Source organism: Sedimenticola selenatireducens, assembly GCF_007625115.1.
GTDB classification, from domain to species: domain Bacteria; phylum Pseudomonadota; class Gammaproteobacteria; order Chromatiales; family Chromatiaceae; genus Sedimenticola; species Sedimenticola selenatireducens_A.
The window spans coordinates 58,202-72,702 of sequence record NZ_VMNH01000005.1 but is presented as its reverse complement, the minus strand read 5'-3'; the positions used below and the strand labels follow the sequence as shown (position 1 = coordinate 72,702).

The window sequence follows — 14,501 nt, the reverse complement described above, 5'->3', positions numbered from 1 at the left end:
TCGTATACGGCCAATGTATTAGGGATCATGACATAAACTATAGATGCTTCAACAACGTAAATCCTGGTGATTTCACGCACGCACAGGATCTGTCCAATCCCACAGTGCAATGCAAAAGGATTTTTGAGAAGTGCCCTGGAATTATTTTATTTCCTGGGCTATACCTCAATTAATGGTCTTTATGTGCCGATGGATATTATGCCTGGGATGGGCTTTACTCCGTAACGCATCTCTGTCAGTGCGTTGTACATTTTTGTGTCAGGTCTGATTATCAATAAGAAAAATTTTATAAGAAGAGTGCTGTTATGAGTTGGGATCTGGTTGGTGAGCGCATTATTCATTTACACAGTGAGCTGAGGGCTAGTTGGCCCCATCTCAGCCGTCTCGCCGTTGCGGTCTATGATCATGAAACGGATCGGCTTAACACCTTCGTCAACAGCGGTGATGGGCAGCGGCAGCTACAGAACTACAGTGCCAAATTGTCTGAAGTGCCTTCTCTCAAACAGTTGGCAGAGCAGCACAGTCCACGTATTAAACAAGATCTCAGGGATCAACCCCAACCGCTATCACCCCATACCCAATGGCTGATTGAGGCGGGCTTTGCCTCAAGCTATACCATGCCACTCTATGGCAATGATCATCTGATTGGTTTTCTCTTTTTTGATGCGGACCGTTCCAACTATTTTACCGAGACCATGGTGCGCTACCTGGCAGTCTATACCGAACTGATCAGTGCCATTATCACCAATCAACTGGCACCCATCTACATCCTCAGGGGGGCCCTGAATACGGTTCGGCACCTGGCACTCAAGCGTGACAGCGAGACGGCCTGCCATATTCGTCGTGTCGGCCGTTATGCCCAGTTCATTGCGTTCAAGCTGGCCCCGCAGATAGATCTTTCGGATGAGTATATCGAGTTCGTGCTGCAATACGCCCCCATGCATGATATTGGCAAGATCGGTGTGCCTGACAACATTTTGCTGAAACGGGGTGAACTGAGTCCGGATGAGTATGAAGCGGCCAAGATTCACGTACTTTCCGGTCTGGAGATTATCGACTCAGTGGTTGATGAGTTTGACCTCGGCCATCTGGCCCATATCGATATCCTGAGAAATATTATTGGCACCCACCATGAGCGGTTTGACGGGACGGGCTATCCGAATGGGTTGGCCGGCGAAGCCATCCCTCTGGAGGGACGGATAACCGCCGTAGCGGATGTGCTGGATGCACTCACCACCCGGCGCTCCTACAAACCGGCCTGGAGTTTTGAGGAGGCGATCGACTACCTGCAGGCGAAGTCAGGCAGTATGTTTGACCCGCTCTGCGTTGCGCCACTGTTGGATCACATCGGTGAGCTGCGTGAGATCCACGACTGCTTCAAGGATCGCGACGAGGATATCCCTAGCGCTTCAGATTAAGCGGATTGCCTGGATCGATGCCGTCCATAAAGGGCAGGCGGCGATCACTGTTGGTGATCTGGTAGACCAGACCCATCCAGTTACCGACGATCCCCTCAGCGGTATCATGCCACGTGTTATCCACTTCGTGAGCAATCAGGCCCTCGGGGAACTCAGGGGGTTCGGTGCCGTCGGCCAGTGAGCGTTCGAGATTGAGCTGGTATTCATCCAGTATGGCCCGTTCTCGGGCCATGAAGTAGTTGTCCGGGAAGGGCGGATAGCTGTCCCGTTTGCCGGCGGCGTAGACCAATACCTCACGCTTGTACTCTTTCAGCAGGCTGATGGTCTCGTACTCCGGGTGTCCCTGGAAATAGACCATGCGGAAACCGTCCTGGCTGACGGCCAGGTGGACACCGGCCTCTTCACTCTCTGCCAGGATATGCAGCCCGGCATCCTCGAACTGCTGCCGTGAAATCTCGTTGAATCGGGAGTGCGGTACATCAAACCGGGTATTCACATCATTGGTAAGGGGATGGTGGCGATTAACCACCCGGTGTGGAAAGACCCCCCAGCGCTTATAACCCAGTGGTCGCCGTTTGGTGGCATGGCGGGCCTCCAGAACGGCGTGGGTGGCCAGGCAGGAGCAGAGGGTGGACGTCACATTGTTATAGGCCCACTCCACAACGCGCTCCAACGGTTCCCAGAAGGGCTCGTCCGAGAGGTTAGGGTGGATGGGTGTGGCGCCAGTGATGATCAGGGCATCCAGCCCCTCTTCCTGGATCTTTTCCAGCGGATCATAGAACTGCTCAATATGTTTCCGTGCCTTCTCGCCCCGGGGTAGTTCATCCAGGGTAAAAGGGTGTACGTAGAACTGGGCAATGGGGTTGCTTTCGCCGACCAGCTGAAAGAACTGTCGCTCGGTTGGCTCCAGTGCGCCATCCGGCATCATGTTCAGCAGGCCGATATGCAGTTCACGAATATCCTGGTGTTTGGCGCGATCCGGTTCCAGTACGGTCTGGCCCGCGTTTCTCAATCGGTCAAAGGTCGGCAGATTATTATGTGATACCAGTGGCATGATGGCTCCCGATCAAGGCGTTTGTTTGCGTGATATGGCCAGTTCCAGCAGGGCAAGAAAATCGGCTTCGTCCCTTACCTGGTTGACCTCATAGGAGGTGACGGTATAGCCGAGCGGCTCCGCAATCGCTTCATAACGCGGAATGCGGGAACGGAACAGATGGGGGAAGACCCATCGGGTGAAATCATCCGGGTCCATCTCGGCGGCATAGGCCAATCCCTGCTCTTTCAGGTAGGCCTGCACCTGCTGACGCAGAAATTCAGGTCTGAAGTAGAGCGGTTTCGGATCGTTCTGGGCACGCCGGATTAGTTCGGCCTCTTCATCGGCCTCGGTGGCCTGGATGTAGAGAATCAGGCTGTGCTCTGCCAGCAGGTCAATCACCCCAGGCGCTTCCATGTCGCACAGACTGCCCCCTACATCATTGACAAAGTGCTGGTAGCCATAGATATCCCGTGCCTTGTGGATAAACTCCGGCACGTCCCGCATGGCGTTGATTTCGGCCGTGCGGTACTCTGCCTGGCGTTGCTGGAACGCCCCCAGCGGTACGCCGCCCAGTTCTGGATTACCCAGTTTTCCGACATAGGAGAGGACTGGGCCCAGGTCATCCACCTTGATGTTGTTGCGGATATAGATCCAGTCCTTGCGTAGCAGATCGCGCAGGAAAGGGACCTGCATCGCCTCCTGCTTGATGGTGTCGAGAATAGACTCATCCAGATAACGGGTGCCGATGCGGTAGTCCCCAGAGTAGTGGAACCAGTTATAGCGGCGCATCATCTTGGAGAGGTGCGTCTTGCCCACGCCGGACATGCCCAGCAGGGTGATACTCTTGTTTTTCCAGTTACGGAACTCTTCCAGGCTCAACTTCACGGCGTACAGTCTTCTCTAATCAGGTTAAGGTTGCTCTTAAGGCCGAATAATATACCCGAAATTAGCGGGAGGCGTCCCTTTGCTCTCCTATTCCTGCCATAAAAGGAAGTAACAACAGGAGTAAGCAGATGAGAATGACACCCTGCCAGCCCCACTGGGTATAGGCGAAGCCGCTGGCGGTGATGCCTATCCAACCACCCACGTAGTAGAACAGTACATAGAGTGCGTTGGCTCGGCCCTGGCCCCCAGTCAGTCGCCGATTGAGCGATCCGACAGCAGCGGCGTGCACGGCAAAAAAACCGGCGCACAGGCCCAGTAGACCGAGAATGATAGCGCTGATGTAAGGTAGCAGGGTGAGGGTGATTGATACCCCGAGAAGCAACGTGCCACCCATCAGGGTGTAACCACTGCCGATGCGGTTGCTGATCCTGCCCGAGAGGGGGCCCATGAAAATGCCCATCACATAGACCAGATAGAGCAGGGTGATTAGCTCGGTGGAGAAGCTGAAAGGAGCGGCTGCCAGCCTAAAGGGCAGATAATTAAACACCGATGAAAAGATAAAGAACCCGCCGGCCGCGGCCAGGTAGATGCGTACCAACTCCCAACGTTTTAACAGTGATAGGAAACGCGGCTGTTCCAGTGAGGTGGTTGTGGCCTTAGGTTGACTGGGCAGGATGCGCAGGGCCGCAAAGGTGGCGATCAGAATCAGCACGGCAGCGGAGACAAAGGCGTAACGCCAATGCAGTGGCGGATGAATCCAGCCGCCGAGTAGCCGACCGCCGAGTCCACCCACGACCGTGGCGGAGACATAGGACCCCATGACGACATTGAGTCGTTCTATGGGCAGGCTCTTGGCCAGATAAGCGGCAAGGCAGGTGGTCAGTGCCGGGATAAACAGGCCTTGTACAAAACGAGCGCCAATTAGCAGCCAGATGTTATGGGTGGTTGCGCAGATCAGTCCAGCAATGGCCACCGCAATACCGCCGATGAGGATGATCGGCTGTATCGGCAGTCGATCCACCAGCACGCCAAACGGTAGATTGGAGAGGGCAATGCCCAGGATGACTGCGGCCACGGTATAGGAGACTAGCAGGGTGTCAGCAACGAACTCGGCCTGCAACACCGGCAGCACCGGTTGAGTCAGATAGATATTGGTGAAGGAGGCCGCGACCAGGGCAAAGACGACGAGCTGCAGACGCAGGGGTGAGTGCTCACTCATTCAGGTGCAGCCACCACAACTGCCGCAACGCCAGTCACTGCCGTTGACCGCTTGGTAGAACCAGCGGGCGTGCTGCTCATCAATGGGGATGTCGTTCTCAATAAACAGGTCGCTCAGCCAGTCGATGTTCTCCAGCACCCAGTCATCTTCATTCAGTCCTTCTGCAAATTCCGGGTCATCCGGATAGAGGAAAGAGTAGATACCGTAGGTGCCCATATCTTCTTCGGCTTTGGGCTGGGGGATCTCCAGGGGTCGGCCCTGATAGCTGATCTCCCAGCGTCCCAGACAGATCAGATGGCCCTGTTCGCTCCAGGCGGCGGTAAATGGATTGCTCATAGATAGCAGTATAGTCAGTCGTCATTTAAAACGCCGCCAGCCCATGACTGTAGTGGTCATGGGCTGGCGCAAGGCTGGGCATTATATACGATTTTCCGGCGCCGCCTGAAGCTTGGATTGGTGGCGTTGATTGGCCCGTATTCGTTGCTCTGAGACCCAGCGATTACCCATGAACAGGCGATAAAGCAGCGGGATCACGAACAGGGTCAATACCGTAGAGACCGCCAGCCCCCAGACAATGGCCGTGGCCACCGGTCCCCACATCAGGGACGATCCACCCAGGCCGGTGGCTAGGGAGAAGAGTCCGGCGATTGTGGTCATGGAGGTGATCAGGATCGGGATTACCCGCCGCCGGGCGGCATACAGCGTGGCATGCAGTACGCTCATGCCGCGATTCAGGCGTTCGTTGGCCGCGGAGATCAATACGATTGCCGCATTGACCGCAATACCGGCCAGAGCGACCACGCCGTAGAGGGTGAACAGGCTGAGCGGGTTGCTGGTAATGGCCAGTCCGATCACCACGCCGGTGAAGGCCATGGGAACGGTTGCCAGGATCATCAGGGGCTGGAAATAGCTCTTGAACTGGGTGCCGAGAATTAGGTACATCAGGCCGATACCAAACAGGAACAGTACGGCAATAGAGTCGATACTCTCCTGGATATCATCTAGCTCACCAGAGAAGTCGAGATTGATGCTGGGATAGCGCTGGGCAATCTTGCCCCATCCGTCTTGAATGGCCTTGTTGGCCGTCACAGTATCGGTGAGGGTTTTGTCAAGATCCGCTTCCACGGTAATTGTGCGACGGAAGTTATAGTGGCGAATACTGTTAATGCTGGGGCCTGTCTCGCTGTGTACCAGCTCCTTGAGTGCGATACGCCCGCCGTTGGGCAATGACAGGGTAAAGTTTCCAGGTTCAGTGATGGTCGATAGCGTGCGGGGCAAAGCGCGTACCCGGATCTCCAGCTCTTCCCCCTGGTCCTGCATCTTGCTGACGATCTCACCGTCCACGAGCAGTCGTAAGGTGCGGGTTACCTCGGCCGGGCTGATGCCGGCCCGGCGTGCCGCATCCTGATTCACCCGCAGTGCCAGCTCCATCTGTCCCTGGCTGTCATCGTCGGTAATGTCCCGGATGGCCGGGTCCAGCTTCATGATCTGCTTTAGGTCTTTGACCGCCTGGCGGATGATCTCAGTATCATCGCCGCGCACTTTGACCAAAATGGGTTTGGAGGTGGGCGGGCCACCTGCCAGACGGAGGAAGGATATTTTGTCCGGACCTGCAGTGGATTCAATGTCGCTGCGCATCGATTCGATCATCCCATCGACACTGCGAAGTTCATCGGTCTTCGGATTGAGGGCTATCAGCACCTGTCCATAGTGGTCACCGAAGAAGGGCGCGGTTTCGGTAAAGAGTTGTCCAGCATAGCTGAGGATATTGCGTGTTTCGCCCGGCAGGATCTTGTTACGGATCTTCTCTTCAACTTGCAAAACCTTATCACGGGTTACCTCGAGAGGCGTGCCAGCTGGCATCTCAAGACTGACGTAGAACAGGCGGATGGGGTCGGTGGCGAAAAAATCGATCTTCACAAGCCCATTGCCCGTTGCAATAAATGCCCCAATGAACATTAGGAGAACACTGAGTAGTATGCTTTTCGGCCAGCGCAGGGCGCGCACCAGCATGAGTGTGTATTTCACCCGAACCCAGTGCAGTGCGTTGGTACGCCACCGCTGCATGCGAGAAGGGTTCTTGAAGCTGATGTTGGCACCGAGTATATGGGCTGGCAGCATCCAGTAGGCCTCAATCAGGCTGATTGCCAAGGCGATAGTGACCACCAGGGGAATAATCAGCATGAACTTACCAAGGATGCCGGGCAGCAGCATCAGCGGCAGGAAGGCGGCCATGGTGGTGAGGACGGCGGTGGTGACCGGGGCCACCACCTCACGCAACGCCTCCAGTGTAGCGGGGAGTGTCGCCATGCCACGTTGCAGGCGATAGTAGATCGACTCCACCACTACCACGGCGTCATCCACCAGCATGCCGAGACTGATCACTACACCCAAAAGGACGCTGACGTTGAGGGTCTGATCAATGCTGTTGAGTACCAGAAAGGTGCCGGCCAGGATAAACGGGATGCCGATGGTGGTGAGTAGCGATATGCGCGTACCCAGAAATAGCCAGGTCACAAACAGCACCATAATCAATCCCAGTAGGGCGTTGGTCTGCATAATATTGAGCGCATTACGGGTAATTTCGGTCTGGTCGTCGATCAGTACCACCCTGACCCCGGTCTTATCCGTGAATTGATTCCGTGTCTCCACGTAATCGGCAATCTGCTGCACCAGCTCCAGTGTGTTGGCGCTCTCCTTTTTGGTGATGGCCAGCATGACAGCGGGTTGGTTCTGGTAGAACACGACTTTGTCCTGCTTCTCCCGGGCGCGGACCACCTGGGCCAGATCCCCAAGTGGGACCTCGCCTGTCGCCCCCAGTACCGGCAGAGCGGCGAGATATTCAGGATTGCTGTCCTGGCCAATGATCCGCACCAGCCAGTTTTGGTCATTCACCCGGGCGCTTCCAGCCGCCAGATCTTGAAATGTCCGTGCGACAGTATCGGCCAGCTGACTGGGAGAGACGCCGGCATTTTCGAGGCGTTCTGGATAAAAGTTGATTTGCAGTTCCGGGTCGCGCAGTGCGGTGTCGAGGATGCGGTCAACCCCCTTGATTCGTTCAATATCTTTTTTCACATTCTCGGCTTGGCGCCGCAGATTTTCATCATCTGCCGGACCGACAATGGCGAGGGTGGCGCTGGGGAACGCATTGGCGGTAGTGATCTCAAAAACAAAGGGCGTGGTGGCATTGTCCGGTAATTCATCATCGGCGTTTTGTACCTCGCGCCTTAGATCGGCCACCCGCTTATCAAAGACCTCAGGGGGAATGTCTTCAAAGCGCACCAGGATGCTGGAGATGCTCTCCCGGCTGGTGCTGGAGACAAACTTGATATCCGAGAGGGTGCGGATCTTCTTTTCCAGCACCTCGGTGACCCGTTTTTCCACATCGGCGGCAGCAGCACCCGGGAGCACGGTGGTGATATCAATCCAGTTGAAATTGATACTGGGGTCCTGTTCCCTGGGCATCAGATTATAGGAGAGGAAGCCTACGACAAGCACCAGACCAAACGTCAGGTTGGCTAAGACATGATTGTTGAAAAAGCGACCCAGCATCTCAGTTTGCCTGCTCTATGCTATCGCCGTTATTCAGCGCCTGTCGCCCCTCCATGATCACTTCAACATTGCTCGGCAGATCAACGCGTGCAGGATGGCCCTCCAGTGCATTTGCCAAAGGATGGAAGCGGGCCTTTTCCTGATCCAGCAGGAACAGTCCAAGTTGCTTATCCCTTCTTACCGGGATATCCGCCGGAACGTAGGGTTGGGTGGATTGCCAGGTCAGACGGCCACTGCTACCCGGCAGTGCTTGCCCATCCGTAAACTGCAAACGCACTTCCCTGTTACGCCCCAGTGACTCAACGGTCGGGACGACCTGTCTAATAGCGACCCCATAATTACCCTGGTTGGTTTCAAGCTGAATCTTGTCGGTTTGCTGTAGGGTATCAATCAGGTCAACAGAGATCTGTGCGGAAATCTCCAGTCGCTCCTTGTCAATCAGTTGGATTATTGGTTGTCCCGGATTAATCCACTCCCCCTCGCCTGCGAGGCGCTCTCTGACAATGCCGGTAAAGGGGGCAGTAATAAGACAGCGCGCCTGATTCAGTCTGGCCTCGGCGATGGTGGTATATTGAGCGCTGCGATCGGCAAGGGCTACCTGAAGGTCTGCCTGCTGCTGGTTTAACCGCTCTTCCGAGACACTGCTGGTTTTAATCAAAGATTTCGTGCGCTTGATTTGCTGATTTGCCAGAGTGACACGCGCTTCGATACTGGTCAGTCCGGCCTCTGCACGTGTTACTCGAAAGCTGTTTTCCTGGCAATCAAGGGCTGCCAGCAGTTCACCTTTAGCAACGGAATCACCTACCCGAACAGGTATCTTGAGGATCTTGCCGCTGGTTTCAGCACTGACGCGGCTCTCGTTCAGACTCAGGGTCGTGGCTGGTGCGGTATAGGTCTGAAAAAAAGTGATATCGGCCAGTTTAGCGGTGGTGACCTGGGTTACTTTTTTCTCTGCATGGCCGGTTAGGGAAAATGCAACCAGTAGGAGGCCACCGAGTAGTTTGGCCAGTGTGAGGGGGTAGTTCATAGCGCTTGCGGGCTCCTTGCCGCGTCGATCTCTTCGATTAATGGCATGCTGCGTTGTTGCATCAGTTCCAACAAGGCCCGATTTCCGATGATTCCGTACTCCAGGGTAAAGCGCATACCAGGTGTTAGCGTTTGGCATTCAGTAATGATTCTTTCCAGGATGCCAAGTTCCATTTTAAGGTGGTCAGTCTGCTTGTTCAGTAGTGCCTCAATATGCTCCCGTGGCATCAGGTGGGCAAACATCATCAGGAAGAGGAAGTCACTGCGATACTGCTCTGTAGGTTCCGCTTTCAACAGCGTCTGATAGAAATGGGCTTGACCCTCTTGGGTGATGGTAAACACTTTTTTTGTCGGGCGTTTTTCCTGGGTCTCTTCATGGAAGCTGACCAATCCCTGTTCGGTTAACTTTGCAAGAGCGGGGTAGATAGAGCCAAAACTGGTTGCCTGAAAATGGCTGAAGGTCTCTTCAAAGGCCTTTTTTATCTCGTATCCACTGGCATCGCCGAGACTCAATATCCCGAGGCAGAGGTGATTGGTATTCATTGTTAATATATATCGGATCGTTATATGTCGGCTCAATATAAATAATGAGGCGCTGGCTTGTCAAATCTGCTAGTCTTGCGCTCGCTCTGTTACCCATCTATGACCACCTGGAAATCCTGCTATGACTTTTGCGCCTTTACGATTGAAGAAAAATGAAGACCGACGCTTACGGGCGGGTCACTGCTGGATTTACAGTAATGAAATCGATACGGCTGTAACACCTTTGCAAGGTATGGAGCCCGGTCAGCTGGTTGAGATTTTTAATGATAAAGGGAAGTTGCTTGGTACTGGGTATGTGAATCCGCACTCACTGATTAGCGCGCGAATAGTCAGTCGTGATCATAAGCATCCGGTTAATGGTTCACTCATGGTTCATCGGCTTAAAGTGGCCTTGAGTCTGCGGGAGCGGCTTTATACACAGCCGTTTTACCGACTGGTGTTTGGAGAGAGTGATGGTCTACCTGGATTGGTAATCGATCGTTTTGGTGATTACTTGGTCATTCAGATCACCACGGCCGGCATGGAGCGGATGAAGTCGGATATTCTTGCGGCGGTTGAAAAAGTGTTAAAGCCGGCAGGTGTGCTTTTTCGAAACGACACCGCCTCTCGAGAGCTTGAGGGCTTGGCACCTTATGTAGAGGATGCGTTGGGTGGTTGGCCGGACGTCTTGACGGTTGAGGAGCATGGTGTTCGGTTTAACGTGCCATCTCAAGGTGGACAGAAGACGGGCTGGTTCTTTGATCAGGCGGTCAATCGGGGGCGTATGATTCCCTATATTCAGGGAAAAAGGGTGCTGGATGTTTGTAGCTATATCGGCGCATGGGGTGTGCAGGCGGCGGTGAAGGGTGCTACGGAAGTGATCTGTGTCGATGCATCGAGCAGTGCGTTAGATGCAGTCGATGGGAATGCGCAGCTTAACGGTGTGGCTGAGCGTGTGGCGGGTCTTCAGGGCGATGCCTTCGATGCATTGCGTGAACTGCGGTTGGCGAATGAACGGTTTGATGTGGTGCTGGTAGATCCGCCAGCCTTTATCAAGCGTAAAAAAGACACTAAACAGGGAACTTTGGCTTATCGCCGGCTTAATCAGTTGGCACTGCAACTGCTGAATAAAGATGGGATGCTGATTTCATCTTCCTGTTCCCATCACATGAGTGAGTCGTCACTGTTACAGGAGATTCAACAGGCAGCCCGGCATACTGATAGGTCGCTGCAGTTGCTGGAACGTGGTTTTCAGGCGCCAGATCATCCCGTTCACCCGGCCATTGCCGAGACAGCCTACCTGAAGTGCTTCTATCTTCGGGTGTTACCGACATTTTAACGAAGACTCCCTTGTGCTGATAACAGCACAAGGGAGGTGAGTGTTAATCGGTCGATGAGAGATTCATGATCTCTTGGCGGATTCGTGATTTGTGCGGTTCCGGCATGGCATGCCATGCCTCGGCTATTGCCATAGCATCAGGTGGAATTGATGCGGCCAGTTCATCGCCAAACATCAACCAAGCGGGATTTACATCCAACACGGCGGCTATTTGGTCGATCTTTCTGGGGCGTAGACTCTTCCCATTCTCAATCTTCTGTATAACGGCCTGATTGGTGCCGGCACGAACAGCGAGTTGCTCCTGTGTCCATCCTTTTTCCTGGCGTCTGAAGCGCATCCGCTGACCCAGATTCCCGGGGTTTTGGGGATTCTCATTAGTCATTTTTCTTCAACCTGTTGTTTGCCTACTACGAGTATAGCTCCTGTTTCTTAAACTGATTACCATTCTTAGGTCTTTTTTTCAGGCCTTGGTCACATTCCCGTATCCATGCCAAATTTTTTGGGTATGGATGACCTTAGATAGTTACCTCAGGTTAAGTTTGGTTCAATGCCTTTCAGCTTTGTCAGTTTAGGAGCCCCCTGCCAATTAAGTTATTACTGACTTAATTGGGTATTAGTGAATTCAATTACTAATACCAAGGAAATTATCATCTTATGACAATAATCAGCCTTCGCTAAGCATAACCCTTTTTCCTAAAGCTGTCCCTACCGTCAGAAAAAATCATGTCAAAATTATTAACAAAGAAGCAAAACAATTGATCCAAGTCGTTTTTTTCGCTTGTCATTTCAACTCAATTCTTAGCCGCTGCTTGCTTGGGCCGTGTTTTGTGTCCTCTCCCTCAATCTCAATGTAGGCGGTTCCTGCAGGAATTGAAACGCCGGAGAGGGTGCGGGTAAAAGGTTGTTCGTTGACATGCGGGTGATAGAGCACTCTCTCGCCAAGCATGCTTCCGTCGGGTGACAGCACGCGCCAGGCGTTAGCATAGTGTTCCCATCCTGTATCCGCGTGGCGAAGAGTAACCTGGATATGGTAATGTCCGTTGCCGGTTTTATCGATCTGGGCTGAAACGACTTCCACATTGCCGGCAAAGAGCGGGCAAGAAAAGAATAACAATAAGATGATGGCAAATCTCATGAGTGAACACTCCGATAAGTTGGCGGTCGAACAGTGCGGTCTATTGATCTGTTAATAGTAGCGCTTTCCATAAATGAAAGTTTGAGATGAATTTTTTAAAACCTACCCCTAAGATATCGCCCTATGTTGACCTACCCATCAATTGATCCTGTGCTGTTTTCCATCGGCCCACTCGCAGTTCATTGGTATGGTGCCATGTATCTCGTGGGATTCGTGGGTGGCTGGTGGCTTGGAAGGGTACGAGCAGCCAAGCCTGACTCGGGTTGGACGCCTCAGCAAGTAGATGACCTGTTGTTTTATATCACCCTGGGCGTCGTTTTGGGTGGGCGGCTTGGCTATGTGCTGTTCTACGGTTTTGCGGATCTGCAGCGGGATCCCTTGTCTATTCTCCGGATCTGGCAGGGTGGCATGTCTTTTCACGGTGGTCTGATCGGGGTGCTGATCGCCATGTGGCTGTTTGGGCGCCGCCATCAAAAAGGCTTTTTTCAGGCAACCGACTTTATCGCTCCCCTAATTCCTATCGGTCTGGGCGCTGGCCGTATCGGAAATTTTATCAATGGTGAATTGTGGGGAGGCCCAGGGTCTGTCCCTTGGGCGATGCAGGTCTCCTGTGAGCGGTTTGTTGCTTTGTGCCAAGATAAACTGCAACTCCCTACCGGAACCTTAATGTCGCCGCCGCTGCACCCTAATCAGCTCTACGAGGCCCTCCTGGAGGGTGTGGTCATGTTCCTTATTCTCTGGATTTACTCGGCAAAACCGCGTCCGGCGATGGCGGTGTCAGGGCTGTTTCTGATCTGCTATGGGGTGTTCCGCTTTGCCATTGAGTTTGTCCGCATGCCAGATGCGCATCTGGGGTATCTGGCCTTTGACTGGCTCACGATGGGTCAGATTCTGACATTACCTATGCTGCTGTCAGGGGTTGTCCTGATCGGGCTGGCTTTTCGAAATCGCACACAAACAGGCTGAATTATGCGCCAATATCTAGACCTTATGCGTCATGTGTTAGAGAACGGTACTCGTAAAGAGGACAGAACCGGCACCGGTACGATGAGTGTTTTTGGCTACCAGATGCGGTTTAACCTTGCGGATGGATTTCCGATGGTTACAACCAAAAAATTGCATCTTCGTTCTATTATTCATGAACTGCTCTGGTTCCTAAAGGGAGAGACTAATATCCGCTATCTGAAAGAACATGGCGTCAGTATTTGGGATGATTGGGCGGATGAAGACGGTAATCTGGGGCCTGTGTACGGGGCTCAGTGGCGCTCCTGGCCAACCCCTAATGGCGGTTCTATTGATCAGGTAAGTCAATTGGTGGAGCAGATCCGCAACAACCCGGATTCGCGCCGTTTGATGGTGACCGCCTGGAATCCTGCGGATGTGGAGCGGATGGCCCTGCCTCCCTGCCACTGCCTGTTTCAGTTTTATGTGGCGGAGGGTCGGCTCTCTTGTCAGCTCTACCAGCGCAGTGCGGATATCTTTCTAGGCGTTCCCTTTAACATTGCCTCTTACGCCTTGCTGACCATGATGATTGCCCAGGTGACAGGGCTTAAGCCGGGTGATTTTGTGCATACATTTGGGGATGCTCATCTCTATTCAAATCATCTCGAGCAAGTGCGCGCTCAGCTTTCGCGGACGCCGTATGCGTTACCTCTGATGCAGCTAAATCCCGCTGTTACTTCATTGTTTGATTTTGTCTATGATGATTTCACCTTGAGTGACTATGAGTGTCATCCACACATTAAAGCGCCGGTGGCCGTTTGAGATACTAGTACTACCCATTTCGTGATGAAATATCGGCTATGAATAAAGCACCAAAAATTTCGCTTATTGCGGCTATGGATGAGGGTCGCGTCATTGGATGCGATAATCAACTACCATGGCGTTTGCCGGCCGATCTTCAGCATTTCAAGAAACTAACGGTAGGTAAGCCGATTATTATGGGCCGCAAGACTTGGGAGTCGCTGCCTGGGCTGTTGCCTGATCGGCCGCATATAGTGATTACTGGTAATGTGAATTATCGGGCTGAGGGTTGCCAGGTTGTTCACAGTATTGAGCAAGCACTTGCAGCGGCTGGCCCGGTCGATGAAGTAATGATAGTGGGTGGAGCCAATCTGTATCGGCAGATGCTTGCTTCAGCTGATCGCCTCTACCTGACGCTGGTGCATACCGCAGTGCAGGGGGATGCCTTTTTTCCAAGCTATCCGGAGGAAGAGTGGCGGGAGGTGGCGCGCAGTACCCATCAGTCCGATGAGCGCAATCTATTCGACTATACCTTCCTTGAATTGGAGCGTGCCGCCGGCTGATCTAGCCAGGTTTTTTTCGTGGGGTTAGGTTGCGTCAGACCCCTACTACTAACAAATAATTCT

The 14,501-nt window shown here is 53.3% G+C and carries 14 protein-coding genes; 5 read left to right on the top strand and 9 right to left on the bottom strand.

Annotated elements, in window-relative coordinates; genetic code table 11:
• Nucleotides 1–305 precede the first annotated feature (305 nt).
• Nucleotides 306–1,418, top strand: coding sequence for an HD domain-containing phosphohydrolase (locus tag FHP88_RS04155; protein WP_144357754.1), 1,113 nt, complete (start codon nucleotides 306–308; stop codon nucleotides 1,416–1,418).
• On the opposite strand, the gene metA is transcribed toward FHP88_RS04155, so the two are convergent.
• The 7 genes from metA to FHP88_RS04120 form a co-directional block, all read right to left on the bottom strand.
• Nucleotides 1,402–2,472 (bottom strand): homoserine O-succinyltransferase MetA, encoded by a 1,071-nt coding sequence (gene metA / locus FHP88_RS04150; RefSeq protein WP_144357752.1) that lies wholly within the window; start codon nucleotides 2,470–2,472, stop codon nucleotides 1,402–1,404. The genes FHP88_RS04155 and metA overlap by 17 nt on opposite strands.
• A 12-nt stretch (nucleotides 2,473–2,484) precedes the next feature.
• A complete protein-coding gene (locus FHP88_RS04145; RefSeq protein WP_144357750.1) occupies nucleotides 2,485–3,339 on the bottom strand; it encodes an ATPase in 855 nt (284 codons plus the stop codon).
• A 61-nt stretch (nucleotides 3,340–3,400) separates the two neighbouring features.
• Nucleotides 3,401–4,558, bottom strand: coding sequence for an MFS transporter (locus FHP88_RS04140; protein WP_144357749.1), 1,158 nt, complete (start codon nucleotides 4,556–4,558; stop codon nucleotides 3,401–3,403).
• Nucleotides 4,559–4,894, bottom strand: a complete 336-nt coding sequence (locus FHP88_RS04135) for a hypothetical protein (protein ID WP_144357748.1) — start codon at nucleotides 4,892–4,894, stop codon at nucleotides 4,559–4,561. It lies immediately after the preceding gene.
• 81 nt (nucleotides 4,895–4,975) lie between these two features.
• Nucleotides 4,976–8,110: an efflux RND transporter permease subunit gene (locus tag FHP88_RS04130; RefSeq protein WP_144357746.1), complete on the bottom strand. Its 3,135-nt coding sequence runs from the start codon at nucleotides 8,108–8,110 to the stop codon at nucleotides 4,976–4,978.
• A gap of 1 nt (nucleotide 8,111) precedes the next feature.
• Nucleotides 8,112–9,137 carry an efflux RND transporter periplasmic adaptor subunit gene (locus FHP88_RS04125; protein WP_186297600.1) on the bottom strand — a complete coding sequence of 342 codons (1,026 nt, stop codon included), beginning with the start codon at nucleotides 9,135–9,137 and terminating at the stop codon, nucleotides 8,112–8,114.
• Complete coding sequence (locus FHP88_RS04120; protein WP_144357743.1) at nucleotides 9,134–9,679, bottom strand: PadR family transcriptional regulator; 546 nt, start codon at nucleotides 9,677–9,679, stop codon at nucleotides 9,134–9,136. Before FHP88_RS04120 ends, FHP88_RS04125 begins: the two co-directional genes overlap by 4 nt.
• A gap of 121 nt (nucleotides 9,680–9,800) precedes the next feature.
• Between FHP88_RS04120 and FHP88_RS04115 the strand changes: the two genes are divergently transcribed.
• A complete protein-coding gene (locus tag FHP88_RS04115) occupies nucleotides 9,801–10,997 on the top strand; it encodes a class I SAM-dependent rRNA methyltransferase (protein WP_144357742.1) in 1,197 nt (398 codons plus the stop codon).
• Nucleotides 10,998–11,040: 43 nt separating this feature from the next.
• Here FHP88_RS04115 and FHP88_RS04110 read toward each other — a convergent pair whose 3' ends face one another.
• A complete protein-coding gene (locus tag FHP88_RS04110; RefSeq protein WP_144357740.1) occupies nucleotides 11,041–11,379 on the bottom strand; it encodes a helix-turn-helix domain-containing protein in 339 nt (112 codons plus the stop codon).
• A 399-nt stretch (nucleotides 11,380–11,778) separates the two neighbouring features.
• The gene (locus FHP88_RS04105) at nucleotides 11,779–12,132 is read right to left on the bottom strand and encodes a hypothetical protein (RefSeq protein WP_144357739.1); all 354 of its coding nucleotides are present in this window, start codon (nucleotides 12,130–12,132) and stop codon (nucleotides 11,779–11,781) included.
• 123 nt (nucleotides 12,133–12,255) lie between these two features.
• Between FHP88_RS04105 and lgt the strand changes: the two genes are divergently transcribed.
• The 3 genes from lgt to FHP88_RS04090 are packed head-to-tail and all read left to right on the top strand — an operon-like array spanning nucleotide 12,256 to nucleotide 14,438.
• Entirely contained in the window at nucleotides 12,256–13,098 is an 843-nt protein-coding gene (gene lgt, locus FHP88_RS04100) for a prolipoprotein diacylglyceryl transferase (protein ID WP_144357737.1), read from the top strand.
• 3 nt (nucleotides 13,099–13,101) lie between these two features.
• Nucleotides 13,102–13,896 carry a thymidylate synthase gene (locus FHP88_RS04095; RefSeq protein WP_144357736.1) on the top strand — a complete coding sequence of 265 codons (795 nt, stop codon included), beginning with the start codon at nucleotides 13,102–13,104 and terminating at the stop codon, nucleotides 13,894–13,896.
• A 38-nt stretch (nucleotides 13,897–13,934) separates the two neighbouring features.
• Nucleotides 13,935–14,438, top strand: a complete 504-nt coding sequence (locus FHP88_RS04090) for a dihydrofolate reductase (protein ID WP_144357734.1) — start codon at nucleotides 13,935–13,937, stop codon at nucleotides 14,436–14,438.
• Nucleotides 14,439–14,501: the final 63 nt, after the last annotated feature.